At 32.1% G+C, this 26,083-nt stretch carries 20 protein-coding genes; 8 read left to right on the forward strand and 12 right to left on the reverse strand.

The features are described 5' to 3' along the window. Position 1 precedes the first annotated feature (1 nt). Positions 2-577, reverse strand: a complete 576-nt coding sequence (gene folE / locus IPO86_10845; protein MBK9728606.1) for a GTP cyclohydrolase I FolE — start codon at positions 575-577, stop codon at positions 2-4. A 145-nt stretch (positions 578-722) separates the two neighbouring features. On the opposite strand from folE, the gene IPO86_10850 reads away from it, so the two are divergent. Both IPO86_10850 and IPO86_10855 read left to right on the forward strand, forming a co-directional pair. After that, the gene (locus tag IPO86_10850) at positions 723-1,778 is read left to right on the forward strand and encodes a histidine kinase (GenBank protein ID MBK9728607.1); all 1,056 of its coding nucleotides are present in this window, start codon (positions 723-725) and stop codon (positions 1,776-1,778) included. Continuing rightward, positions 1,775-2,494 (forward strand): response regulator transcription factor, encoded by a 720-nt coding sequence (locus IPO86_10855; protein ID MBK9728608.1) that lies wholly within the window; start codon positions 1,775-1,777, stop codon positions 2,492-2,494. The genes IPO86_10850 and IPO86_10855 overlap by 4 nt, the downstream gene beginning before the upstream one ends. Positions 2,495-2,797: 303 nt before the next feature. On the opposite strand, the gene IPO86_10860 is transcribed toward IPO86_10855, so the two are convergent. Further along, positions 2,798-5,278, reverse strand: coding sequence for a T9SS type A sorting domain-containing protein (locus IPO86_10860; GenBank protein MBK9728609.1), 2,481 nt, complete (start codon positions 5,276-5,278; stop codon positions 2,798-2,800). A 369-nt stretch (positions 5,279-5,647) separates the two neighbouring features. On the opposite strand from IPO86_10860, the gene IPO86_10865 reads away from it, so the two are divergent. Continuing rightward, positions 5,648-7,078, forward strand: a complete 1,431-nt coding sequence (locus IPO86_10865) for a hypothetical protein (protein MBK9728610.1) — start codon at positions 5,648-5,650, stop codon at positions 7,076-7,078. A 144-nt stretch (positions 7,079-7,222) separates the two neighbouring features. On the opposite strand, the gene IPO86_10870 is transcribed toward IPO86_10865, so the two are convergent. Continuing rightward, entirely contained in the window at positions 7,223-8,545 is a 1,323-nt protein-coding gene (locus IPO86_10870) for a deoxyribodipyrimidine photo-lyase (protein ID MBK9728611.1), read from the reverse strand. Between the two features lie 109 nt (positions 8,546-8,654). Here IPO86_10870 and IPO86_10875 point away from each other — a divergent pair, with 109 nt between their 5' ends. After that, entirely contained in the window at positions 8,655-9,551 is an 897-nt protein-coding gene (locus IPO86_10875; protein MBK9728612.1) for a hypothetical protein, read from the forward strand. Between the two features lie 74 nt (positions 9,552-9,625). On the opposite strand, the gene IPO86_10880 is transcribed toward IPO86_10875, so the two are convergent. The 3 genes from IPO86_10880 to IPO86_10890 are packed head-to-tail and all read right to left on the reverse strand — an operon-like array spanning position 9,626 to position 12,198. After that, positions 9,626-10,105: a hypothetical protein gene (locus IPO86_10880; GenBank protein ID MBK9728613.1), complete on the reverse strand. Its 480-nt coding sequence runs from the start codon at positions 10,103-10,105 to the stop codon at positions 9,626-9,628. After that, on the reverse strand, positions 10,102-10,878 hold the full coding sequence (locus IPO86_10885) for a (Fe-S)-binding protein (protein MBK9728614.1): 777 nt from the start codon (positions 10,876-10,878) through the stop codon (positions 10,102-10,104). Before IPO86_10885 ends, IPO86_10880 begins: the two co-directional genes overlap by 4 nt. 6 nt (positions 10,879-10,884) lie before the next feature. Continuing rightward, the gene (locus IPO86_10890; protein ID MBK9728615.1) at positions 10,885-12,198 is read right to left on the reverse strand and encodes a (Fe-S)-binding protein; all 1,314 of its coding nucleotides are present in this window, start codon (positions 12,196-12,198) and stop codon (positions 10,885-10,887) included. 65 nt (positions 12,199-12,263) lie between these two features. Between IPO86_10890 and IPO86_10895 the strand changes: the two genes are divergently transcribed. Continuing rightward, positions 12,264-12,758 (forward strand): phosphoribosyltransferase, encoded by a 495-nt coding sequence (locus IPO86_10895; GenBank protein ID MBK9728616.1) that lies wholly within the window; start codon positions 12,264-12,266, stop codon positions 12,756-12,758. Here the strand turns inward: IPO86_10895 and IPO86_10900 are convergent. From IPO86_10900 to IPO86_10920, 5 genes are all read right to left on the reverse strand, one after another. Continuing rightward, positions 12,755-13,522: a patatin-like phospholipase family protein gene (locus IPO86_10900; GenBank protein MBK9728617.1), complete on the reverse strand. Its 768-nt coding sequence runs from the start codon at positions 13,520-13,522 to the stop codon at positions 12,755-12,757. The two genes, IPO86_10895 and IPO86_10900, sit on opposite strands and share 4 nt — an antisense overlap. A gap of 4 nt (positions 13,523-13,526) precedes the next feature. Next, positions 13,527-15,203, reverse strand: coding sequence for a lamin tail domain-containing protein (locus IPO86_10905; protein MBK9728618.1), 1,677 nt, complete (start codon positions 15,201-15,203; stop codon positions 13,527-13,529). A 121-nt stretch (positions 15,204-15,324) separates the two neighbouring features. Next, positions 15,325-18,600: a TonB-dependent receptor gene (locus IPO86_10910; GenBank protein MBK9728619.1), complete on the reverse strand. Its 3,276-nt coding sequence runs from the start codon at positions 18,598-18,600 to the stop codon at positions 15,325-15,327. Positions 18,601-18,726: 126 nt separating this feature from the next. Next, positions 18,727-19,650, reverse strand: a complete 924-nt coding sequence (locus IPO86_10915; protein MBK9728620.1) for an amidinotransferase — start codon at positions 19,648-19,650, stop codon at positions 18,727-18,729. A gap of 18 nt (positions 19,651-19,668) precedes the next feature. Beyond that, positions 19,669-20,475: a queuosine precursor transporter gene (locus tag IPO86_10920; protein MBK9728621.1), complete on the reverse strand. Its 807-nt coding sequence runs from the start codon at positions 20,473-20,475 to the stop codon at positions 19,669-19,671. A 55-nt stretch (positions 20,476-20,530) separates the two neighbouring features. Between IPO86_10920 and IPO86_10925 the strand changes: the two genes are divergently transcribed. Genes IPO86_10925 through IPO86_10935 form a run of 3 tightly spaced genes read left to right on the forward strand, consistent with a single transcriptional unit; the run spans position 20,531 to position 25,230 of the window. Beyond that, positions 20,531-22,381, forward strand: coding sequence for an Hsp70 family protein (locus IPO86_10925; GenBank protein ID MBK9728622.1), 1,851 nt, complete (start codon positions 20,531-20,533; stop codon positions 22,379-22,381). A gap of 3 nt (positions 22,382-22,384) precedes the next feature. Then, positions 22,385-22,738 carry a translation initiation factor gene (locus IPO86_10930; GenBank protein MBK9728623.1) on the forward strand — a complete coding sequence of 118 codons (354 nt, stop codon included), beginning with the start codon at positions 22,385-22,387 and terminating at the stop codon, positions 22,736-22,738. Next, entirely contained in the window at positions 22,738-25,230 is a 2,493-nt protein-coding gene (locus tag IPO86_10935; GenBank protein ID MBK9728624.1) for a hypothetical protein, read from the forward strand. Before IPO86_10930 ends, IPO86_10935 begins: the two co-directional genes overlap by 1 nt. Here IPO86_10935 and prmC read toward each other — a convergent pair. Next, positions 25,227-26,063 (reverse strand): peptide chain release factor N(5)-glutamine methyltransferase, encoded by an 837-nt coding sequence (gene prmC / locus IPO86_10940; protein MBK9728625.1) that lies wholly within the window; start codon positions 26,061-26,063, stop codon positions 25,227-25,229. The genes IPO86_10935 and prmC overlap by 4 nt on opposite strands. Positions 26,064-26,083 lie beyond the last annotated feature (20 nt).

Here is a 26,083-nt window from a genome sequence, read left to right on the forward strand (position 1 = left end):
GCTATATTGAATCTGATTGAATTAAATTTAAAAACTCAGTTCGTGTTTCTACTTTTCTAAAAATACCAGTAAACGCTGAAGTTTTTGTTATGGAGTTTTGTTTTTGAACCCCTCTCATCATCATACACATGTGTCTCGCTTCAATAACAATTGCAGCTCCTAAAGGATTTAGAGTTTCTTGGATACAATCTAAAATCTCATGGGTTAATCGTTCTTGGACTTGTAATCTTCTTGAAAAAATATCGACTACCCTTGGAATTTTACTTAAACCGACGATATAGCCATTCGGAATGTATGCAATATGTGCTTTTCCAAAAAACGGCAATAAATGATGTTCACATAAACTATAAAGCTCAATGTCCTTAACGATAACCATTTCACTATAATCTTCCTTAAAAATCGCCGATTTTAAAGTTTCCTGTGCATTTTGGTGATAGCCTTGGGTGAAAAACTCAAACGCTTTCGCTGCCCGTTCAGGCGTTTTAGACAGACCTTCTCGGTTTGGTTCTTTCTCAACACTTTCTAAAAGGCTTCTATAATAATCTATTAATTTGGTGTTTTTAAGTTCTTGCACAATTTGTCTTTTATGATTACGTAAACGGTCAAAAATCAGATAAGTTCTGTCAAATCTAAATTCCTTTTCATTTTGTCCATGGAAAAGCACATCAAATCGAAAAATATAAAAAATCAAGCTATACAAAGCTATTTTTGATGAATATTTAATGAGTTTTAATCATACTTTAATCGAAAGAGGTAAAACGACCCAATATTGGACACAATCTGTCTTTTGGTTTGTATTTATATGTTTGGGGATATATATTTACCCTCCACATCTTAATTTTTGGAATTCGATTCTATGCTCTGCTGGAAATGCTCTATTCTATTTTATTTCCATAAATATCAATTTATACGTCTTATTGCCTAAATTCATGTTAAGGCAATCCATTTTAAGCTATCTCGCTTTATTAATAGCATTGGCACTTCTTTTAACGCCATTCATGACAATGTTCAATATTTGGATGTTATCCTATGAGCTAAAACCAAATCCTAATTCCTTAAGTTCTCCATATCATAACTTTATTAATCTAATAATACTAACGGCCCTTTCATCCTTAATACGAATACCGCTTGATTGGCTAAAAATGCAAGCAGAGAAAAACGAATTAGTCACCCGAAATATTGAAACGGAGTTGCAATCTTTAAAAAATCAAATCAATCCACATTTTTTATTTAATACACTCAATAATCTATATGCACTGACTTTGAAAAAATCTGATTTAGCTCCAGAAGTGGTTTTGAAATTATCAGACATGATGCGTTATATGCTATACGAATGTAATGAGAAGGAAGTTTCAATGGAAAAAGAATTTCGATATATACAAAATTATATTGAATTAGAAAAACTGAGACATGCTACAAATTCAGGTATCAAACTTAATATAGATGAAGCTTTATATTCAAAATATATAGCTCCACTTTTATTAATTCCATTTATTGAAAATAGTTACAAACATGGATTTCATAACCGACTTGACAAAGCATATATTCATATAAATGCGAGCTTAGAAAATGAATATCTGGTATTTTCAGTAGTCAATTCAAAAGCAACTGTTTTGCCAAGTCAATTAAATCAGAAAAAGCAAGGAGGTGTTGGGCTTTCGAATGTAAGAAAAAGACTTGATTTAATTTATCCTTCGAATCATACACTTATAATTGATGATATGCCTGATTCGTATTCAGTACTTTTAAAACTTAAACTTAATAAATTAGAAAAATGATCAAGACTTTAATTATTGATGATGAACCCTTAGCCGTAGAAATTTTAGAAACTTATGTAAAGCAAATTAGCGGTTTAGAGTTAATTGGAACGTGCCACAATGCAATGGACGCAAACGCAATATTAAATACGCAAGAAGTTGATTTAATATTAATAGATATTCAAATGCCCCAAATGTCAGGAATTGAGCTAATCAAGAGTCTACGGCATCCACCAAAAGTAATTTTTACAACAGCCTATCCAGAATTTGCAATTCAAGGTTTCGAATTAGATGCTATTGATTATCTCTTAAAACCAATTGACTTCAATCGCTTCTTAAAAGCTGTAAATAAAGTATTCCAAGGAGCATTCAATACAGATAAATCAAAAGAGACTTTTAATTCAACACAGGATTTTATATTTGTAAAGGCTGACAAAAAATTAATTAAATTAAATTACGAAGATATTTTATTCATTGAGGGTTTAAAAGACTATGTAATCATATATACAGATCAAACCAGGATTGTTACACTTCAGACTATGAAATCGCTTGAGGACAAATTACCGGAGCACTTTTTCGTGCGGGTACACCGGTCCTATATAGTCAATGTGCATAAAATTAATTCAATTCATTCGGATGATATAGAAATCATTTTGAAAAATCAAAGTAAACTAATACCAATTGGAAATAACTATTCTGAAAATATTAATAAGATAATAAGTGCAAAACGTATTTAGATTTTAGGATTAATATTTAGTATCTCTTAGATTCCATTCATGATCTAATCAAATAGGTAGCTTGCGGCTACTTAATAAAGACACAAATATTTCAATTCATCACTCGCTTAAATTACAGTTGTGACTCAATTATTTGTATTTTGAATAGTACCTGTATACAATAACCAGAGCATATATAGATTTAAATTATTAAAAGCTTTCTCTACTAATTTGAATGTACTTCTATAAAATAAACAAGCCCCTTGTGGGGGCTTATTTATTCTAACAATTTTAGATTAAAACTGGTTATATAAAAAACAGGGATTATCTTAAAATTTCTACTTTTTTAGTGATTGGACCTAAACTTGTTTCTGCACGAAGCAAATATAAACCATTTACCAGATTTTGTAAATTTAATATTTCATGTTTTTGATCAGAACTCTCAATTTCTTTTACCAAAGAGCCGTCAAGTGTAAATAAACGAATTGAAAGTAGTTGGCTCCTACCATTTAAATGAATATTTAACAAATCACTGGTTGGATTCGGATAAACCAATAATGAACTCGGATCGAAAACTGCAGGATCTGTTGATTTTTTACGTATATTGATATAGGCTACTTGATCTGGCAACTGAACATATTTTCCATTTTCATCCAGTACCAATATATTTTGAAAATAAAATGGAACTTTAAGATACTGATCCCCTTTTCTAAAGCCTCCTAGGTCATCTTCAACGATAAAGGACAAAACTTCTGTACCACCTTTTCCGCTTACTTTTTTTCCATTAGAGCGAATAAATCCGGATTCAATGCGTCCATCCCAAGGCTTTTGATACATGTGCATCAAAGCTGAATTTCGTGTAACCCAACCTTGCTCGTAAAAATTAATACCTAAACTTTGTTCGTCGACTACATCCGTGTTATAGTCCAGTTCGTAAGCATAACCAGAAAGGTTAATTGCAGGATTTGCTGCATCTCCTAACTGAATTTCAATTAAAGCTACATCTCCTGAATCAGCATTAGGTGTTAATATATTTAATAAAAAAGGAAAATCGCCTCGATCGTACACTTGTTTTGGTACTAAAGAGTGTTGTTTTCTATAGAAATTACTAATATAACTGGTATCAGCGCAATCAACCTTACCATTACCATCTGCGTCTGCATGCTTTAAATTAGTTAAGCTTCCAGGTAATGATCCATTCCAATCAGTTGCTTTTAATGATCTGAAGATTCCACTTGACTGATACATTCTAGCATCCCCTTTAGAGCCTAAATTGTAGCCAATTTGAAGTAAATCTTGCATAGTAACTTCTCCATCCAAATTTACATCTCCAGGCCAGACACAATCACCAACACATTGTTTATTACAATTTTTACTTTCGTCATAAATAGTAACATCACATTGTGCGTCTATACATTGACCAGTAGATGGGATACAATAGGTGACTGTAAAACTTTTAACCCCTGCAAAATTTAAGGGCGGATAATATACTAATTGATTATAACCTACTATAGTTGATGGACAATTTCTTGAATCTTTAACAATAATAGTATCATATCCAGGATAGAACTTTACACTATCTTCAGTAGAACTAAAATTATAAGCATCTATTGGAATATGATAACTAAATACTAGAGGAACATTCTTTGGTGTTGAAAACTTATATCGATCTCTTACATCTGGCTGCCAATTTCCTATGAATATTTTAACTTCACCATATTCGCATAATCCTTGTGGACATACCTTATAGGTAAAGCTTTGCACGCCTTCATACCCAGCTTCTGGAATATATTTGAAATCCCCAGCATTATTAATTTTTAAAAGTGTTCCTCTACTTGGATTTTGATCTAGAAGGAAGGAATACTTTTGGACTATATCATTATCTCCAACATTAAATTCTACTACAGAATCTTTAGGTGTAAAGACAATATCATCAACAGTAATTTTACTAGGTTCTTTTACATTATAAACTTCAACAAATACATACTTGAAAATACTGTTTCGAACAACTGCAAAAGTATCAAAACCGGTAAATGTGGAAACTGGTTTGTACAATACAGAATAATCCGTATTATATTCTAAAGTACCTTTTTTGGGGTTAATCGATGTCGAATATCCAGTCAGCGGTAAAGCAATAGATAAAGAAACAGCCTTAGGCGTCCCGATATATACGCTATCACTTACTAAATTTAAGGTATCTACAACATTAACAACAACATTGCCGTCTTCACACGTATTAAAAGTATCACAAACCTTATAGCTAATGTATGCTAATCCTGTAAAATTAGGGGATGGTTTAAATCGGAGCGTCGTATCGTTTGGACTGGTAACTTGCAAATTATTAGCTGCAGTTACCGCATTAATTTTCAAATAAGTATAAGATCCAATGGAAGAACTATCATTCAATAAAGGATAAAAATTCTGAAAATCTGAATTTTTATTAACAGAATAAACATCTGCAACTAAACCAACATAGGAATTAGATGCTTCAAAAACAAAACTGATATACTTGATTTTTCCTTTAAAATCCTTATATTCATAAGTAGCTGTATCATTGCCTACAAAACCCGGACTTGGTATATAATCTACCTTAGGATCATATTTTGTTCCAAAAAGTACTAACTCACCGTTTTCTGTGCTATCAATAATCAGCTTATTAGTCTGATAATTATTGGCAAATGTTAAATTTAAGGAAGTATTTTTTAGTAACTTAAAGACAAGATAAGGACCTTGAACTTCTTGTGCTTTTAGGGTAAAAGCAAAAAGCAGAAAAACCAGAATTGTGTAAGTCCTGTTTTTAATCATAATTGTTACCAGCAACACAAAAGTATAAAAGAATCTGATATTTCAATGCATTATATACAAAAATAATTAATTCATATCAGAAAGAAATTTAATATATTAGATAATTCTTTATAATATAATACTATACATATTATATATATTAATAATATATTAAAATAAATTGAATGTTTTTAATGAATTATCACCCAGAATACTTTCTATAGACATAAATTGACTTAAAAGTTTCTCCAGAAACATCATCTCCATAGTACATATTAAATAAACCCCTTTAGTTCACTTAAACCAGTAATAGTCAATTTTCAAGCATAAAATTCTAAACAAATCTTAATAATTTGCAACAATGTTTAAAAACAGTAACTTTAAGCCACTATGACAGAATCCAAATTTTATCATTTTTTAAAGGCTCTTAGTCTAAAAGAACTCCGTCGATTTCGAAAATACCTGGAATCCCCTTATTTTAACTCTCATGAAAAAATACTGGAGCTTTTTGAATATTTTGAAACTCATTTATTAGCATCAAATAATGATGAAATTGTGAAGGAAAAGGTATGGGAAACACTTTATCCTCATTTAGATTTTGATTATGATAAACTGAGAAAACTTCAACATCAGTTAATGGAACTAGGTGAAGATTTTCTGGCACAACAAATTTATGATGAAAGTCCTGTGCATAGAGTAAATTATCTATTGCAAATGTTACATCGAAAGGAATTAGATATTTTTATAAATAGTGCAATTAATTCAGGAATGACCTTATTGAAAAGGGAACCTAACAGGCCAGGAACTTATTATTATGATTTATATTCAATAGAAAAATACCGCTATATTCTAGAAAATATGGAGTCGGCTAGAGTTCAAAAAGTAAATATTCAAAAGTTAAACATTGTAGATATTGACGCCCATTTAAATCACTTCTATTTCGCTGAAAAATTAAAATATTATTGCTTACTTTTAAGCTGGAGTAGAATGACACACGTAAATAAAGACGTCATTTTAATTCCTGAAATCATTGGCGAAATATCTAAAAATAGCTATCTTGAAATACCTGCCATCACTATTTATTACCAGATCTATTTAACTTTTGTAGAGCCGGATATTGAAAGTCATTTTACAAACTTAAAAGAATTAATAAAAAAATATATTCATTTGTTTCCAGCTGAAGATGCCCGGGATATTATTAACTCAGCCATAAATTATACGATCCAAAAACAAAATCAGGGAAATCTAAAATTTAGTAAAGATAATTTTGAACTATGGAAAGATGCGCTTTCGAAAGAAATTGTATTGACCAATGGAGAATTATCACCCTGGGCGTTTAAAAATATTGTAACCCTTGCTTTGAGACTCAATGAATTTGATTGGACAGAAAGTTTTATATTTAATTATGGATCCAAAATAAGTAAAGAATATCGAGAAAATGCTATCCATTATAACAAAGCTTCATTGCATTTTTATAGAAAAGAATACCATTTGGCAATTCCTTTATTGCAAAAAGTACAGTTTGATGAGGTAAATTACGGCCTTGGAGCAAAATCATTGTTGTTGGCCACGTATTATGAATTAGATGAATTTGATGCACTACAATCTTTTTATGATAGTTTTAAAATATTTATTCAAAGAAATAAAAGCATTACAGACGAACGCAAGAATAGCTACTTGCAATTAATTCGCTTTACAAAAAGATTAACCGAAACAAGTAATGATAAGTCTAAATTCAAAAAAATAAAAGAAGAAATTCAAAACTCTCAAGCCATGAGTAAAAAGTGGTTGCTGGAAAAGGCAGATGAATTATTAGGTTAAAATAGATACCTGATTTAATTTCTGAATTTATTGGATTTTGAATAATTTTTGTTGTTTATTTTTGGACTTTGCAGCATACAAATCTTTAATATAGTTTTAAGTTTTACTCTTATTTAATAGAAAGAATAGTGGCTAGCTTGATCTCTATTTTTCCTCCAATGCTTTCTTAAAGGTCTTCAGACAACGCTCCCTTGCCCATTTATGGTCAACTATAGGTTTCTGATAGCTTTCGGATAAATACTCCGGAACCCATTTTTTAATATATACCCAATTCGAATCAAAACGTTCTTGTTGAGTTTGCGGATTAAATATTCTAAAGTATGGTGCGGCATCGGTGCCGCATCCTGCTGCCCATTGCCAGCCTCCGTTATTACTAGCTAAATCAAAATCCAATAATTTTTCTGCAAAATAGGCTTCACCCCAACGCCAATCTATCAATAAATGCTTGACAAGAAAACTAGCGGTAACCATGCGCAGGCGATTATGCATAAATCCGGTTGTATTGAGTTCACGCATACCAGCATCCACTAATGGATAACCAGTTTTTCCTTCACACCAATCGCTATAATTGGCTTCATTATTAACCCATTCAATTTTATTATATGCAGGTCTAAAACTAGAAAATTCAACATATGGAAAAGCTTGCAATATCATAGAATAAAAATCCCTCCACATCAACTCTGTAAAATAGGTTTCATTGAGTTGTGATGCAGCCCTTGCTTTTTCTCGAATGCTAATAGTACCAAATCGAAAATGAATACCTAGTTTTGAAGTACCTGCTAAATATGGGTAGTCTCTATTTAAAGTATAGTTTTGAATAATCGATTTTGCAACTATTTTGGATGGAATTGCGATTTCACTTTTATCAAAACCTAAGAAATCTAAAGAGACTAATGGAGAAGATTTAGACTTCCAAAAATTTGTAAAATCAGAGGTATTAAACGAAGTTAAATATGGAGAAAATTGAATGGAATTGTTGTCTGTCATTAACGTTGTTATTAATTTTCGTTTATATGCAGTGAATACTGAATAATAAGTTCCATCTTCCTTACAAACTTCCTCTTTTTCAAACAATACATGGTCTTTGAAACTACTAAATTGAATCTGCTCTTTGAGGCATAAATTTCTGATGGCAGCGTCTCGCTTAATGGCATAGGACTCATAATCAGTATTTACAAATACTTGTCTAATTTTATATGCTTGAAATAATTTAATCCATACATTCTCAACGGTATCGTAAAACACTAAAAGGTCAGATCCATATTGTTGAATTTCGGATTTAAGGTGGCCTACATGGTTATGTATAAATTCAACTCTGGCATCTTTTTTATTACTAAGTTTAGTTAAAATTTCAGGATCAAATATAAAAATAGGGATCACTGGAAGTCCACATTTCAACGCTTCATGCAATCCCTTATTATCTTCTAAGCGGAGATCTCTACGAAACCAAAAAACTGCATATTCCATTTGGCTTCAACAAGATTTTACATAAAACGTTCAAAATATATGTTAATCTATTCCAGATGCCATAAATAGCTACTATTCATTTCTTACATTTGTCTAAATTCTATTAAGTATGAAGACTGGTGGTTATATACTCATTTTTTGCCTGTTCGGTATGATTGCATGTAAATCAGATAAAAAATTTAACAACGAACAAATAAGCAAATTAGAATCAAATTTTAATTCAAATCCTGTTGATTCAACCTATGATTTATTGATTTCTGCTTATTTGGAAATCATGCAAGAACATAAAGATGATGCGGGAGTCATTGAAGACATACTTGCAAAATGTGCCGCTGCCAGTACAAAAATGAATAATTGTAGGCAAACCGTAATTTTCTTAAATAATTTAATTAAAGATCATTACAAAAGAAAAGATACTCCAGATAATCTAGTGAATATGATCAGTTGTCTTAGAAACATTGGCAAAACGCAAGCTGCGGATATTCTTTCCCTTTGTTTTGGTCAAGCCTTTCCTAATGATGCTAGAAAAGTTGACTTATTATCGAAACTTCAAAAACAGGAAAGTCCAGAAGACTACCTGGTTAATCTAGCTAAATCCATTTTTCCTGATACTATGAATTCATATGACAAGCAAAGTGCATTTAATTATGTGGATGCATGCGAGGCATATGCTTTGGTTTTACCAGATAACCCACGTTCTCCAGAATTTTTATTTAGTGCTGCACAAACTTCTAAATTACTGCAGACATACGATAAGTGTATCAGTTTATTTGATTGGATAATCGAGAAATATCCAAGCCATCCAAAAGCAGAAAATTCAAGTTTTATGAAAGGATTTCTGTTTGATAATGACTTAAAGGACACCGCTACTGCAAGAAAATTTTATACCGAATTTGTGGAAAAGTATCCGAAATCTGAGTTTGTTGATGATGCTCAAATGTTGATGAGTAATCTTGGCAAATCTGAAGCAGAGATATTGGAAGAATTGCAGAAAAAAAATAAGTAAATCTTGGTTTTGATATTAATCTGATGTAACAAATTCATTTAGAATTCATCATTCTTAAGACTACATTGCCTTCTTTAAATTAGTTTTGAATGCCAAGATCGTTTAAATGGTTTCAACCAGCTCTTTTGAAAATCGATTTTAGATTGAACCAAGGTATCGAAAAACAGGGTATCCTCATTTATAATTCCACCCTTTATATGATCCAATAATTGGTCCTTAGAAACGGTTTTAACTACTTCATTTTCAAGATAGTAAAATAAGTTTCTATTAAAAAAATCAAGATTAAGAGTAGTTCCCATTGATTTTACAAAATGCACCGATTTATCAATGCTACATCCTCCGGGATTATTAATACCATCATCCACTATAAAAACTATAAATCGGTTATGTAATAATCCACCAGTTGCACGTAAGGCAATATTGTGGCTTGACCAAGTTTTGGCAAAATCCAAAATTTTTGAATATGTTTCCAATATATCTGCATCTTGAATTTTATCACTAGCTGCATATATCCATACTTTTGAATAATCTGGATATGAAATTAAATCCATCATACTTTGTTTTGATTTTGCAATATTAGCTCAGCTAAATCATACACCATAACATGATCTTGTTGATTTTTCTCCTTTATTCCATCTTGTAACATAGTAATACAAAACGGACAATTTGCAACCATGGTATTTGCACCTGTTTGAAGCGCTTCTTCTACCCTTTCCGCATTTACTCTTTTTACACCGGATTCTTCCTCCTTAAACATTTGGGCTCCTCCCGCACCGCAACATAAGCCATTTTCTTTGGACCGTTTCATTTCCAATATTTCAAATTCCAATGCATTTAGAATACTGCGAGGAGCTTCATAAACTCCATTAATTCGACCTAAGTAGCAGGAATCATGATATGTTATTGCCTTCTTATCATCAGGCTTAATAACAATTTTTTGAGTTGATATTAAATACTCTAAAAATTGCGAATAATGAATCACTTCATAATTCCCTCCAAGTTCAGGGTATTCATTTTTTAAGGTATTAAAACAATGTGGACAGGTACAAACAATTTTTTTAACTTGATACTGATTTAGGGTCTCTATATTTTGAATTGCCAACATTTGAAACAAAAATTCGTTTCCTGCTCGTCTTGCAGGATCCCCAGTACATTTTTCTTCATCGCCTAAAACTGCATAAGAGTAACCGATGTTATTCAATATTTCACAAAATGCTCGCGTAATTTTCTGAGCTCTTGCATCATAATTGCCTGCGCAACCAATCCAAAATAGTATTTCAGGATAAGTTCCGTTTGCTATAAGTTCATTGAGTATTGGTATTTTCATCCACTATTAATTTTGAATCCATTGCGTACGAGGTTCTGACATCGCCCAAACGGATTGATTATTTTCCAAACTATTAAACATAGGCAACCAAGCTTGTGGACCTCCACTATTCATTAATATATCGTAACGTCTTAATTCTAAAATAGGTTGCAATGGATTAATTAAAACAGGACATGCTTCTACACAAGCGTTACAAGAAGTACAGGCGTACAATTCTTCAGCACTAATTTGATCAAATAATGAAAAACCGTCAGTGACTTCCGTTGCTTGTGTTGAACTGTCAAATTTAAAAGCATTTGTCCTTACTATTAACTCTGCCCGGTCTCGAATATCCATAACAATTTTTCTCGGACTTAATTTTTTACCCGTAATATTTGCCGGACAAACGGAAGTACAACGACCACATTCTGTGCAAGAAAAAGATTGAAGTATTGTCGTCCATGGAAGATCATTAATATCTTTTGCTCCGAAACTTTCCAGCGTTTCTACGTTTTCCTTTAATGGTAATTCCAGCATACTTCGCACTTCATTTTCAATTGCAGGAATGTTAGACATTTGACCTCTTGGAGAAAGATCCGAATAGAAACTCGTAGGAAATGCAAGGAAAATGTGCAAGTGCTTAGAATATGGTAGATAGACTAAAAATCCTAAAACGACTAAATAATGACTCCACCAAAATAAACGCTCCATAAACTGTAACCAATCAAAAGGCAAGTTTCTAAGCCAAATCATAGTAGAATTGGCCGACAAATAAAAGGTACCCGTTGGATGATATGTTTCAGGTTTGATTAATTGAAGTACTTGCTCTGCCCCATTCATCATAAAAATACTAGTTACCAAAATGATCTCCCCAAGAAGAATCAAATTCGCATCCAGCGCTGGCCAACCATTTAAGTCAGAATTCTGAAATCGTTTAATTTTAATAACATTTCTTCTTATTAAAAAGACTAAAGTGGCTATTAAAGCCAAGACCGACAAGGCCTCAATAAAATTTATAATGAAAGCATAGAAGACTCCAATTTTGCCAGCAAACAAACGATGATAGCCCAAAAAACCATCTGCAAATATTTCAATAGCTTCTAATTGGGTAATAATAAAAGCAACATATATAAATAAATGAAAAACTCCAGCAACCGGGCGTGTAAACATTTTTCGCTGACCAAGAGCGAAAAGCAACATATTTTTAAGTCGCAAGCTAAATTGACCAATTTGACTTTGTCTTTTACCTAAAGTAATCGCTTGATAGATCGCTTTATACTTTTTATAAGCGAAGGAAAAAGCTAAAAAACTGATTATAATAAATGCTATTGTCTGAACCATATTAAAATAGTCAAAATCAATCCAATAAAATTAAAGACTTTTGTACTCAAATTAAGCTTAAAAGTATGATAATTCTAAATCAGGAGCAAATTAAACAAAAAATCAAAAGAATGGCTATGGAAATTTATGAGCGCCATGCTGATGAAAAAGTGATTTATTTGGCCGGTATCAACAACAAAGGATTTGAAATTGCAGAATTACTGGAGCGTGAAATAAGCTTATTAAGCCCATTAAGCTGCAATAAATTTAATATTAAATTAAATCCTGCAGCACCTACAGAAAATCCCATTGAATTAAATATAGACCCAAGTAAGTTGAAAGATAAAGTAATTATAATAACAGACGATGTTTCAAATACTGGAAGAACTATATTTTATTCATTTAAAGTTTTAATGGAAATTCAAGCTAAAAAGATAGAAGTAGCGGTTTTAATTGAAAGGACACATAAATGCTTTCCTATCCAGGTAGATTTGGTTGGAATGCGTTTAGCAACAACTATTAAAGAAAATATTGAAGTTGACTTGAATCAAAATGCACCCTGGGAAGTGCGCTTAAACTAATTTATAAGGACTTTCGTTAAGTTTTCTAATTGAATCATGCCACATTCATAACCAAGTTCGAAAAGTTGGTTAGCACCTTTGAGGTCATATTTAGAAAATTCGCAAATTTTATCAGTTTCTATAAGTAAATCGCATAGTTCCATTTGCAATTTTGAATTATTTTGAACAGCTAATTCCAAAACACGGGTTAAAACTTTTATACTTGAATTGATTTCATTTATATGTAATTCTTGAAGTGGCATCAAACTAACACCAATTATAAAATCACACTGACCTTTGATAATGCTGACAGGTAAATTCATTAGGATGCCTCCATCCATATAATATTCATTTTGAATATTTACCGGTTTGAATAAAACAGGAATACTGCAAGAAGCTAACACTGGTTGTATAATCTCGCCAGATTGGAATATAGCCAAACTTCCTTTAGAAATATTTGTAGCAACTACTTTTAGTGGGATATCTAATTCGGAAAATTGATTATGTCTAATGTTCAAATTTAGTATATACTCCAGATAATCCAATCCCATTAATCCTTTATTGGGCATACTTGGACGGATAAAACTAAACCATTTCGTACGAATTGCCAGTGCGAGCATTTTTTCAGGTTTTACGCCTGCAGCATAAAGGCTGCCAACTAAAGAACCTGCACTACATCCAGATATTATGGAAATAGGAATGTTTAACTCATCAATTGCTTGTAACACTCCAATATGAAAGATCCCCCTAGCCCCTCCGCCAGATAAACATAAACCAATTCGCATTAAATTAAATCTTCACAAATCTCAAAATACTCGATTGGTCACCAATTAATTTAATAAAATAAATTCCACTTGGAAAAGGACATAGGATTCTATTTTTAAAAGCATCCTTAACAAGAATATTTCCCCGAAGATCCAGTATTTCAAACTTTGAGTAATTGATATCCGAATCAATTTGAATTTCATCACCCACTGGATTTGGAAAAATCGACGGAGCAGATGAATTCAAATCCTTGGATCCTACTAAGATTTTAATATCTGCTAAATAACGAGGAAATATCTGGTAACCTTCAAGAAATGGATTAACAGCATCAAACTGAGAACCCAAACCTATTAAATCAAATTTACCAAGTGGCGCAGAAGTTCCGTGTATATTGACATCATTATCGATGCGCATATCAAAAGTGTTTACACCATTCGTAATCTTAACAGTAAAGCCAAGAGGATTATTGGTCCAAAGAACTGGATCTACAAGTTCCATGCTCTTCATCTCAATTAATTGAGATTCCGTACTTTCGTTTAAAAAATTAACAAATGTTGGTTTAAATAATACATGATTAGAAGAAAATTTTACGATACTATCAGGAATCATTTGTGCCAAACCATTAAATTGATTAATGGTCCCTTTTACCTGAATATAGTCACCTTCTGTTACTGTATAATTTAAATTTCCTGAACTCAAGAAAATTGCAATACCATCATTTAATTCATCAATAATTGTGAATTGAAGACCTACTGGTCTAAGATTTACGCCATACACAGTTCCTTCCACTGTGTACTTTTTATTGAGTGAATCAATAACACCATTTATATTTGTAGAAGTAACAATTCCAATTTGAACATTCGGGTAATTTACATCCCGGTTTCTTACAGTCACAGTACCTGTCATCCCACTTGAAGCATGCACATCACATTGATAATTGTATACTCCAATTTGGTCAAAACGATAAATGTATGACCATTTTGCAGATGAGGGTGCACCATTTCCAAAATTAGAAGGATTAGAAGGGAATGTCACTTTAGATCCGTTAATATTATGAGTACCACCCAAGTTTACCCACTCTACTTGCTCTCCAGTATAGATTTCAAGGTTAACAGGGTTAAATACAAAATCCTGAACATTCACTGTGTATTCTGCACATTTCGATGAATTAGCTCCATTTGGAGAGGCGAAAATAAAATGATTATTTAACTCTATCCCAGTTGCTAAAGTTGATGGACGCCAATAAACATCAAGATTATTATCCGCTGAAACCCGGCAAAGTTCCAGACTGGCTCCATTTCCGTTTGTTAGTGCGCTCCAGGAACTATAATAATGTACGCTATCCACTGGGTTAAGGGTAGAATCAAGGAGGGTAATTACCTCGTCCGTATTCCTCAAGCCTCCACTCGTCCATTCTAAAGCTTGAAAGCCAAAAACGGAATCAAATTTTTGAGAATTAACACAAATGATAAAATAGGAATTTGGTGTTAAAATAGTATCTGGAAATGTAATTACAACAGCATCCTTAATGGCATAGTTTTTTAAATTTACGGGACTATTGCCTGCGTTATAAAACTCAATATATTCTAAATAATCCGTACCGCTTTCAGGTGGATTATACATAATCTCATTAATCACAATTTGAGCCTGTGTAAGGGTTGTGAAAAATAGCAATAATAATATTGGGTATATCTTTGACATAGGAGAAGAAATTTTATCAAAGTTAATATATTCCACGTTAACTATACGACCAAAATACAATTAAATATAAAAGCCATATCACAAGTTGATATGGCTTTTATTATATAAATAACTAGAATTCTTAGAAAAAATATCGAGCACCCAGGCGCAACTCCCAACGAGACGTTCCATTTAAAATGTCAAGACTCTTTTTTCCGCTTTCATTTCCCCCTCTATAAGTAAAGGTAGGTTTTGTTACTTTATTAGCATTATTTGGATCAGCTACCAGTTTTTCATAAGTATAGAGCTGATAATTATTAAAATCTGAGCCTGGCACTGTATACCGGACACCCCACTCTGAATTAATTAAATTTGCAAGATTAAAAATATCCGCACTTAACTGGAACGTATGCATTTTTCCATTAATGTTAATTCCTAAATCCTGTTTTATTGCAAGATCAAGGAAACTGGTGAAGGGCATAAAATTGCTATTCTTTTCAGCATAATTGCCTCGATTTTTGCTTAGATAATCATCTGACTCAATAAAATCATTCAATTTAGTCCATTGCTCATCAGCAGTAATGGTAGTTGTACCTGAAGTATAATCTACTAAGTTAATATCTGATTTCTCTTTTGGAATATAAATCAAGCTTCTATTTCTTGATGTACTACCTACCTCATTATTTATATTTTGTCCATTCGTACCTCCAATTACATAAGAAAATGGAGAGCCTGTTTTACCTTCATAAAAGATAGAAATGGTGGTAGCAAAATTCTTTTTCCCAAACCAATTTATTTTATAAGATAAATTAGAAATAAAACGATGCCCCATTGCATAATCTGCACGGCCATATGTAGGATTATTTCTACCATTAACACTAATTTGTCCTCTCCATTGTGATGAATTTTGAGAAGAAGTTCCATCCATTAATGAATTTGCATCACCATAAGAATAGGCAAGTAAGGCCGATAGACCAAATCCAAAATTTTTGGCTAAAGAAGCAGTCAAAGTGTATGCATCCCCTTCGTTTGTGTTATCTGCAACATACACTGAACTATAGGTAGCTTCAATTGACTTTCTTGGAAAGACTGTCCGATTATCTGTAGAACTAGACCAATTAAAACTTCCAGTTGTATCAGAATTTACTTGATAATAAACAACGTTATTAAGAATCTTTGTATAAATACCTTCTATTGTTAAATTGATATCAAAAGGTAATTTGGTGTCAAAACCTAAATTGGCTTTAAATACTTGTGGATACTTAAAGTCTTTTACAAAAAGATCATATTGTCCGGATGGAATTTTAAAACCAGGATTCGTATACTGGCCTCCAATAGTAGGGACAAACGTTACACCTCCAGGAACATTTGCTTCTGTAACTCTACCTAATGTTAAGCCATTATTTGTAAATATTGCACCAGGCCAAACAAAAGGAATCCGACTTGTAAAGACACCTACTCCTCCTCTTAAAATATGCCTATTCGAATTTTTTAGATCATAATGAAAACCAATTCTTGGAGAAATCAAGATCTGTCCATCAGGCGCTTGTCCGGCAACAATATTATTTGCAATATCATACTTAGCCTGGATTTTTGGCAAAGCTGTATTATTAAAAAAAGTATCGACTTTTGGATCTGACGTAATGAATGGTACATCCACCCGAACACCACCAGTCAATCTAAATCGATTTGTTACTTCCCAATCATCTTGTAAATAAACACCTAATTGCATGGCTTTGAATACACCTGCTGCTTGTGAGCCATCTCCAGTAATATCATCTACTAAAGAATATGCTCTCACATACGTTTTTGCCTTATCATTATTTAGAAAACCTGATAATGAATCATACGTATAGGTTCCATAATTTTGGCCAATAAATAAATTATAAATGTCATAAAATTCATTATGTGTCCCTATGGTAATAGTATGTGCACCATTGTATATTTTAAAATTATCAGTTATCGTAAAGATATTCTGGTCCAATTTATTTGCGGTTGAAAATTCTTCTGAACCAAGTCTTATGCTGTTATTTCCGCCATCATTAATTATCAAATAAGGAAAATCACCTCCAATAGGATCGCGATCATCTTTTACACTTGTAAAGCCTAAAATCAAATTATTAGAAAACTTATTTTTAAATCTTGAATTTAGCTCAATTGCGGTACTGTTCGTGATGGATGGAAAATAAATTCCACTATTACTAAAATTGATTCTATTGGTTGAGCCAGCAGTTCTATCGTATTGTTCTGCTTTTGTATAATTATGTCTAAACGTCACCCTATTGTTGTCATTTAAATTGTAATCTAATTTTACAAATAGTTTTAAACCATCTAGATTATCTGAAGTATTACCATAGTCACCTGGGTCATAGTTATACTTAGAAATTAGTGCTTGCCTAAAATTTTCAAGGTCCTGTGCTTTTGATTTACCAGCATACGTTACCACATCAAAAGGAGCTGGTGTTTCATCTTTTTGAATTTCTGCATTCGCAAAGAAAAATAGTTTATTTTTTAATATGGGCCCACCAAGTGAAAATCCGTAGGTTGATTCTGAATAAGGATTTAATTTGACTCGGTCCAATTTATAACGATCTGCATAGGTTTTGTTTGACTTGCCTGCAAGACTTTCATTTTGTGAGAAGTAATAGGCTGTGCCATGAAATTCATTGGTACCCGATTTGGTTACTGCATTTATTCCACCTCCTGCAAAACCACCATATGAAACATCATAAGGAGATAATACAACTTGAAGTTGATCTATAATATCAATTGAAAAAGGACTAATACCCGTGGACCCACCGTTTGTGCCAGAAGATGAAATACCATAAACATCATTATTCACAGCTCCATCAATATAAATTGCATTATACCTATTATTCATTCCACCAAAAGTGATACCATCAGAGTAACTAGATGCCTGAGGTGTTAATTTTAAAAAATCATCTATATCTCTGTTAATTGTAGGGATATTAGAAATTTTTTCAGCGGATATCTGGGTTCCAGTTCCGGATATTTCACCAATAGTGCCGACTTTTGCAATGATTTCGACTGCTGCTAAAGCGGTCGTTGACTCTTCTAAAGCAATATTAAGCTTTTTGTTTTCACCTAATTCAAGAAAAATATTTTCAAAATTTTTTTCACCAAATCCGACATAGGTAATCTTTATTGAGTACGGGCCACCAACTCTCATATTTGGTATATTAAACCTTCCATCATCTCTTGAATAGACTCCGTAACTAGTTCCGGAAGGCATGTGCACAGCATGAATGGAAGCCGCAATTAAAGGACTCCCTTTTGAATCAGAAATTTGACCAAAAAGTTGGGCTGTGGTTACACCTTGTGCATGAAGTTCTAAAATTGTAAAGACCAAAAATGCTATTAACATAGACATTTTGGTAAGTTTAGCATTTCGTTTCATAATAAGTTTGTTTAAAAAAGGGATTAATTATAGCAAAGATAAAAATAGATACCTACACCTATATTAAGTTATTATAAATAAATTATCAATATGTTATAATACTGTAAACCAATACTTTGTAATGGTTTATTTCTTCGGCAAGAAGTTTTCTGCAATCATACAACGCGCACTTCCACCTCCTACTTTTTCAATTGTTGGAATTTTAACAACTAACAGCTTCGTCCTGTCCCTAAGCAATTTTAATTGATTTTGGTCCAAAGAATTATAAGCGGTTTGAGACATTATTAAGTGCGGCTCTCCGGTTTTACTAATGACTTGTAACATATTACCAGCAAATTGTGCCATTTGAGTAAAATTGATCTCTATTAAGGCTTTAGCTGTTTTTTCAAACAATTTCAATAATTCTTCTCTTTTTTGAGATTCCACGGATTCTAAGCAACAAATTACAAAATCCTTTCCAATACTCATCATCACATTTGTATGATAAATTTCAAATCCATTTAGATCCGTAGCTTTAAAATGAAAGGCTTGGTAGTTGCTAAGAAGAGCAAATTTATCCATGACTCGTGGATCCGTTCTTGGACTTAAACAAGCATATGCAATTTTGTTCTCTCTGTCCAAAATCATACTTCCAGTACCTTCTAAAAATTGATTTTGGTCTTCAAACATTTCTAAACTATACCTTCTTTTTACTTGAAACTGTTTAGATAAATTATCAATAATATCTTCTCTGCGTTCCTTTCTCCGTATTTCAGAAAACATTGGGTAGGTATAAATTGTACCATCTTGGTGCAATGTGATCCAATTATTTGGAAATATAGAATCTGGTAATACGACATTCTCAGAATCATTAAAAACCTGAACATCAATACCACAATTATCAAGATCCTGAACCATTTGATCGAACTCAACAATTGCTAAATTTGTAATTTCTTCTTTTGATTGTGTTTCAAATTGACTTTGAAATTTATTACTTGAAGCCGTTTCTATATTAAATCCAAAGGATTTTGGACGGATCATGATGATTCGATTCGTAAGTTGATTAGCCATTATATTACTGTTTAAAATTTAATTTTGCAATGCTTCATGTTTCAAATTGTCACTTAAGTCCTTTCCTAAATATTGTCGAATCAAAAAATGAATCAGGTAAATAATCGGGGTTAAACCAATTGCCATACAAATCTTATAAATATAATTGACCGTACCAATTGCTAAAACTTGTGAAATAGGCCAATTTGCTCCAAAATAGAAAGCAATAAATAAAACGATGTAACTATCAAAAAACTGTGATACCAAGGTAGATCCTGTTGCTCTAAGCCAAATCCCTTTATCACCTGTCCAAAGTTTTAATCGGTAAAAGATAAAAGCATCTAAAATTTGACCTATTAGAAAAGCAATTATGGATGCCATGATAATACGCAATCCCTGGCCAAACACCAATGAAAATGCAGAATTATAGTTTGCTACTTCTTGTGAAAGTGCTTGCTTTTTAGATGGATCTTCTAAGAAATCAATATGGGAAGTAGGCCAAAAATCAGCTGGAACTAAATGAATTGCAATAAAAATCACGATAAATGAATAGGCTATCATTACAACTGCGAGATAAGACAGTCTTAATACCCCTTTTTTACCAAAATATTCATTAATTACGTCTGTCAATACAAAAACTACCGGCCATATTAAGACCCCAGCTGTCAATTGAAATGAAAGCTTATTTATTCCAAATAAATTTAGGGAAAGCAAAGAAAAACCTAAGGTCTTTTCAAGTGAAAAAATCTTAACTCCAATAAATTCAGCAATAATTGCATTTGTAATAAATATCACTGAAAGAATAATAAAAAGCCGAGTTACTTTACTTTTGTGCTGGTTTATCATTTAAGGCTAAACAAACAAGGCTGAATTAGGTTTAATAGCCAGTATAAAGTAGTTCATGAGTAAAATAGCGATAGATTTTAGAACCGGTTCCTTAAAAGTTAAAAAGGAAATCGTCGTTGGCATAGATTTAGGAACGACAAATTGTTTAATAGCATATTGTTTAAATGGAAAACCTGAAGTAATTCCACTAGAAAAGGATTTTGAAAAGTTGATGCCGTCTGTTTTATACTTTGATAATCAAGATCAGATTTTAATAGGCATTGAAGCTCGAGCTAAAATGGCCTCATTTCCAAATAAAACGGTCTACTCCATTAAGCGTTTAATGGGCAAAACGACAAACGAACTTAATAAAGTAAAATCTTATTTTGCTTTTCAAATTGATTCAGCAGGTGGAGATGATTTAGTACAAGTTAATATTGCTAATAAAACCTATACGCCCATTGAATTGTCTGCATTTCTTTTGAGAGAAATTAAATCCCGGGCTGAAAAATATTTAAATGTTGATATTTTCAAAGCTGTTATTACAGTCCCTGCATATTTTTCTGATAGCCAAAGACAGGCTACAAGGGATGCTGGTCAATTGGCCGGATTAGAAGTTTTAAGAATCATCAATGAACCAACTGCTGCAAGCATGGCATATGGCATTGGATTGGCACCAAATGAGATTAAAAATATTATGATTTACGATTTCGGAGGTGGTACTTTTGATGTGTCGATCCTAAGAATAGAAAATGGTGTTTTTGAAGTATTAGCAACTCATGGTAATAATTTTTTAGGAGGAGACGACATTGATATTGCAATTGCAAAGCATTGGATTTCAAAAGCAAATCTTAATCTATCTAAATCAGAATTCAATGAACTTAGAATCCTTGCTGAAAAAACAAAACGGTTTTTATGGGATCATGATTATACGGTTGTAAATTTTATGGATACTGAATTACAGCTCTCTCAAACAGAGATGAATTTAATTATTAATGAGCCTATAGAACTTACTATAACGAGCTGTTTACTTGCAATTAAAGACAGCAAACTAACCATTGATGAAATGGATGAGATCATATTGGTAGGAGGATCCTCCCGACTTGGCGCAATCAAAGAAAAATTGAAATCAATTTTCAAAAGGCCTATTAATGATTATTTGAATCCTGATGAGGTAGTTGCAATTGGAGCAGCTTTGCAAGCTGATGTGATTGCAGGAAACCGACAAGACATCCTTTTATTGGATGTTACACCCTTAGCTTTAGGTATTGAAACTATTGGAGGATTAATGGACACCATTATACCTCGGAATTCTAAAATTCCGTTACAACTTGCAAAAAATTATACAACTTCAATTGATGGACAAAAAAATCTGAAAATATCCATTTACCAAGGCGAACGAGAACTCGTAAAAGATAACATTAAATTAGCGGAATTTATTTTAAAGGATCTCTTGCCAATGCCTGCAGGTCTGCCTAAAATTGAAGTAAAATTTGCAATGAACGTTGAAGGTATTCTATCCATTACTGCAAAAGAATTAAGAAGTGGTATTTCTCAACAAATAGATGTAAAATCCCCACTCCAAATAGATCAAAATGAAGTTGTAAAGCGTTTAAAAGATTCTATTTCAAATGCAAATTCAGATATGGAATTGCGTTCCCTTATTGACAGCATAAATGAAGCCAACTATATTATTGTAAATGCTAAAAGATTTTTGAAACAAAACGAAGCAATGCTTTCAGCATCAGAAATGGAGTTAATTCAATATCATCTTACAATAATTGAAATTGCAATTGTAAAAAATGATAAACTTGAAATAAATCGAACGATTGAAGATTTTAATACAGCTACCGCGGATATAGCACATGAACTTATGAATATTCATTTAAAATCTTCTTTAGATGGAAATCAAATTGATAAATTGTAATTCATGAAAAAGAAAACCTTAAATTCATTACAAGATTTAACATTGGCATATTCAACCCATAGTTTAGCTGATGTTACCAAAGAAAGTGAAAGTAATGAAAATGACAATAAAGTTTTGCAAAAAGTCCGGGTAGAAAGGTATACTAAATTGAAAGGCGGAAAGTCCTTGAGCCGAATATTTGGTATTGATGAAAATGATAAGCAATTAAATGAACTGTGTAAATATATTAAGCAAAAATGTGGACTTGGCGGCGCTGTAAAAGATGGCGAAATATTAATTCAAGGAGATCAAGTAGATAAAATCATTAAAATCTTAATAGAGAAAGGATATAGAAATACAAAACGAAGTGGAGGCTGATGAGAATATTTACAATTGTTTTAAGGTACCTAACATTTAGTATGTTTATGATTCATATTGGATGTAATCCAATAGACAAAAATAATAAACATATAGTAGCTGAAACTATTGAGTTCAAGGAGCTAAATAATTCTAAGGAAGAAAGTTTTGAATATTTTAATCAGAGAAATCTAATAGAAGAATTTCCATTTGAGGCGAATGAGACTTATAGTTTTTATAGAGAATTCATTAAATTTAAAAACGGACTTCTAAATAATATTTTTTATCGAAATCTTCCTATTTGGGAGAGTATTGGCCCCAATAATATTGCAGGCAGGACATTATGTATTGCAATACACCCAACAGATAGTTCTGAATTATGGATGGGCAGTGCCAGTTCGGGCCTATGGAAATCAAATTCTGGAGGGCTCGGTATGAATGCATGGAAAAATATTCCAACCAGGTTTCCAGTCGCTTCCATTTCATCAATTGCAATTCAACAAACCCAGCCCAGTACGATGTATATAGGTACCGGTGAAGTGTATAATTATTTAGGATCAAATGGGGGCATTGCTACAAGAACATTAAGAGGATCTAATGGAATTGGGATTTTAAAATCGACAGATGGTGGTTTAAATTGGAAGATAAGTTTGGATTGGTTAAACAAAAAATCGACGGCAATATGGAAAATTATAATTCATCCTACAAATCCAAACATTGTTTTTGCTGCAACAAATTTAGGTGTGTATAGATCTGTAAACAATGGATTAAATTGGTCTGTCATACTGGATCTTCCATTAGTTATGGATTTGATAATAAATCCTCAGGAACCAAATATCTTATATGCTGGTGTAGGAGGAATTAATGGAAGCCATTATGGAGTTTACAAAACAATAAATCAAGGCACAACGTGGCAAAAAATTAATTCTCCAAATGATACTATGTATAATGGCCGAATCATGTTAGCCCTCTTTAAATCAAATCCCGATAAAGTTTATGCAGCATATTCAGATGCATTTAAAACGATTGGTTTGCTGCGTACTGTTGACGAATTTGATTCTACCAAGTATTATACCGTGACAAAAGATGTTTGTTCTTATCAAGGATGGTATGCTAAATGTTTACACATCAAAGATGATGATTCCTCAAAATTAATAATGGGTGGCGTGGACCTGTATTTGGATACGACAGGAACCGGAAATCAATTCTTTAATTTGATATTGAAAAAGATAAAGATCCATGCGGATATGCACGATATTATAAGCAATCCCCTGGATCCAAATAAAATATACATCGCAACAGATGGTGGGTTGTTTCGCTCAGATAATTTTGGCGAATCATTTTATCCCTGCAATGGTGGTTATATAAGTACGCAGTTTTACAACGGAAGTCTATCTCAAAATTCAAAAATGCTACTGGGTGGTTTACAAGATAATCGAACAGCAATCTATTCAGGAACCAATCAATGGAAGTCAATACATCTTGGAGATGGCACGTTTAGTGCTTTTCATCCAAAATATGACACTATACTTTATTTATCATCGCAATACCAAAATCTTTATAATAGTTTTGACCAGGGCAAGAGCTGGAAAGAATTGATTCCTCAAAATTTAAATGCCAGTTTTGTCTCCCCTTTTGTTATGCATCGCGATAACTTTTTGGATATTTATTCAGGAGGTGATAAACTTTTACATTCAGTAGATGGCGGCATTCAATGGGATACCACTAAATTAATAAATAAAAACGAAAAAATTACAAGTATTTTATTATCCAATGAAAATAACAATTTAATTTATTTTAGTACCATAAATACTACTTTTGTTGAAAGCAATTTATATGTTAGCTATAATGCTGGCAAAGAAATAGTTTCTATTGATAATGGAATACCAGAGCGCTTTATTCGCGATATTTATTTGAATTCAAAAAATAATAAGTCTATATTTATTGCTTTAGGAGGGACTGGGCAAAACGGAATTATGCAAAGCAAAGACGCCGGAAGCACTTGGACATATCCAGAAAATAATGGTTTACCGGATGTACCCTTTCATTGTATTCTGATTGACCCGAGGGATACTATGATTTTATATGCTGGCTGCGACCTTGGAATATTTGTAAGTTTTGATTATGCAAAAAATTGGCAAGCATTTAATCAACACCCATATGATGTAATTTCGGTTTATGACATTCAGTACTCTAAAATTGAATCCAAACTAATCATTTTCTCACATGGGCATGGTGCTTTTAAATGCGAATTGCCAGACCCCATAGTGGTTTCAAATAAAGAGCTTAACAATTCGATTGATATTAATTATTCAACCTTAAATAAGTATATTAGCCTAACAAATCCAAACCTTGTTATACCACATATCAGAGCCATTGATTTGCAGGGAAAACAACATATTTTGTGGAATCAACAGAATAAGTTTTATACACATGAATTAAAGTCTGGTATCTATTTAATTCAGATAGAGCCAAAAAGCAAATCAGCAAAAAAAATATTTATTATCAATTAGAATTGGATTCGAAGCATTCTTGGTTTATTTTGCAAATCATTTCTTAGTGTAACTGCACTAAATCCATATTCAATAAATATATTTTTGATTTCCATTTCATAATATTCATTAATTTCTAAAAATATGGAACCCTTATCGTTTAAACTTTTCATTGAGAACCTTGCTATTTCCCGATAAAAAATTAATGGATCATCACTTTCAGGAAACAATGCCTGCGTTGGCTCGAAATCCAGAACGGATTTAGAAACTAAATGCAATTCTGATTTATCAATATAAGGTGGATTTGAGACAATTAAATCATATTTCGATTTTAATTGACTTGCATGTTTCATAAAATCCAGGTATATTAATTTAATATTGATACCATAATAAGCTGAATTTTTATGTGCAATTCCAATGGCTTCATTTGAATAATCAATTGCCGTAAGATCCCAATCTGGTCTAAATTTTTTTAAACTTATTGCAATGCAGCCACTACCTGTCCCAATATCTAAAACTTTCAAAATGGTATCTTTTTTATAAATCTCAAGAATCCAAGCTACTAATTCTTCCGTCTCAGATCTTGGAATTAAAACATGAGAATTTACATAAAAATCCAATCCCATAAAGCAGGCTTGATTCAAAATATATTGTATTGGTTCATTAGATTTCAATCTAACAATTAAATTATTAAAGAAATCAGTATCATATAGTACACCTTTAACATCCGCCATTGAAGCTTTTTCTAATGGCAAATAAGCAATAATATAATTAGCTATATTATTGATTTCCATATCATTATGGTAACCACTTAATGCAATAGACAGCTTTTGGCACAATTCTTGTTTGTTCATCTATATATTATAAATATTTA

The organism is Saprospiraceae bacterium (assembly GCA_016717265.1).
GTDB lineage: Bacteria > Bacteroidota > Bacteroidia > Chitinophagales > Saprospiraceae > Vicinibacter.

What these genes read in the sequence shown, in the direction of transcription:
- IPO86_10880 (MBK9728613.1), bottom strand. Translation starts at nt 10,105, where the DNA reads ATGATGGATTTAATTTCATATCCAGATTATTCAAAAGTATGGATATAT.
- IPO86_10905 (MBK9728618.1), bottom strand. Translation starts at nt 15,203, where the DNA reads ATGTCAAAGATATACCCAATATTATTATTGCTATTTTTCACAACCCTT.
- IPO86_10855 (MBK9728608.1), top strand. Translation starts at nt 1,775, where the DNA reads ATGATCAAGACTTTAATTATTGATGATGAACCCTTAGCCGTAGAAATT.
- IPO86_10850 (MBK9728607.1), top strand. Translation starts at nt 723, where the DNA reads ATGAGTTTTAATCATACTTTAATCGAAAGAGGTAAAACGACCCAATAT.
- IPO86_10895 (MBK9728616.1), top strand. Translation starts at nt 12,264, where the DNA reads ATGATAATTCTAAATCAGGAGCAAATTAAACAAAAAATCAAAAGAATG.
- IPO86_10925 (MBK9728622.1), top strand. Translation starts at nt 20,531, where the DNA reads ATGAGTAAAATAGCGATAGATTTTAGAACCGGTTCCTTAAAAGTTAAA.
- IPO86_10890 (MBK9728615.1), bottom strand. Translation starts at nt 12,198, where the DNA reads ATGGTTCAGACAATAGCATTTATTATAATCAGTTTTTTAGCTTTTTCC.
- IPO86_10900 (MBK9728617.1), bottom strand. Translation starts at nt 13,522, where the DNA reads ATGCGAATTGGTTTATGTTTATCTGGCGGAGGGGCTAGGGGGATCTTT.
- IPO86_10860 (MBK9728609.1), bottom strand. Translation starts at nt 5,278, where the DNA reads ATGATTAAAAACAGGACTTACACAATTCTGGTTTTTCTGCTTTTTGCT.
- IPO86_10930 (MBK9728623.1), top strand. Translation starts at nt 22,385, where the DNA reads ATGAAAAAGAAAACCTTAAATTCATTACAAGATTTAACATTGGCATAT.
- IPO86_10915 (MBK9728620.1), bottom strand. Translation starts at nt 19,650, where the DNA reads ATGGCTAATCAACTTACGAATCGAATCATCATGATCCGTCCAAAATCC.
- prmC (MBK9728625.1), bottom strand. Translation starts at nt 26,063, where the DNA reads ATGAACAAACAAGAATTGTGCCAAAAGCTGTCTATTGCATTAAGTGGT.
- IPO86_10865 (MBK9728610.1), top strand. Translation starts at nt 5,648, where the DNA reads ATGACAGAATCCAAATTTTATCATTTTTTAAAGGCTCTTAGTCTAAAA.
- IPO86_10870 (MBK9728611.1), bottom strand. Translation starts at nt 8,545, where the DNA reads ATGGAATATGCAGTTTTTTGGTTTCGTAGAGATCTCCGCTTAGAAGAT.
- IPO86_10875 (MBK9728612.1), top strand. Translation starts at nt 8,655, where the DNA reads ATGAAGACTGGTGGTTATATACTCATTTTTTGCCTGTTCGGTATGATT.
- IPO86_10885 (MBK9728614.1), bottom strand. Translation starts at nt 10,878, where the DNA reads ATGAAAATACCAATACTCAATGAACTTATAGCAAACGGAACTTATCCT.
- IPO86_10935 (MBK9728624.1), top strand. Translation starts at nt 22,738, where the DNA reads ATGAGAATATTTACAATTGTTTTAAGGTACCTAACATTTAGTATGTTT.
- IPO86_10920 (MBK9728621.1), bottom strand. Translation starts at nt 20,475, where the DNA reads ATGATAAACCAGCACAAAAGTAAAGTAACTCGGCTTTTTATTATTCTT.
- IPO86_10910 (MBK9728619.1), bottom strand. Translation starts at nt 18,600, where the DNA reads ATGAAACGAAATGCTAAACTTACCAAAATGTCTATGTTAATAGCATTT.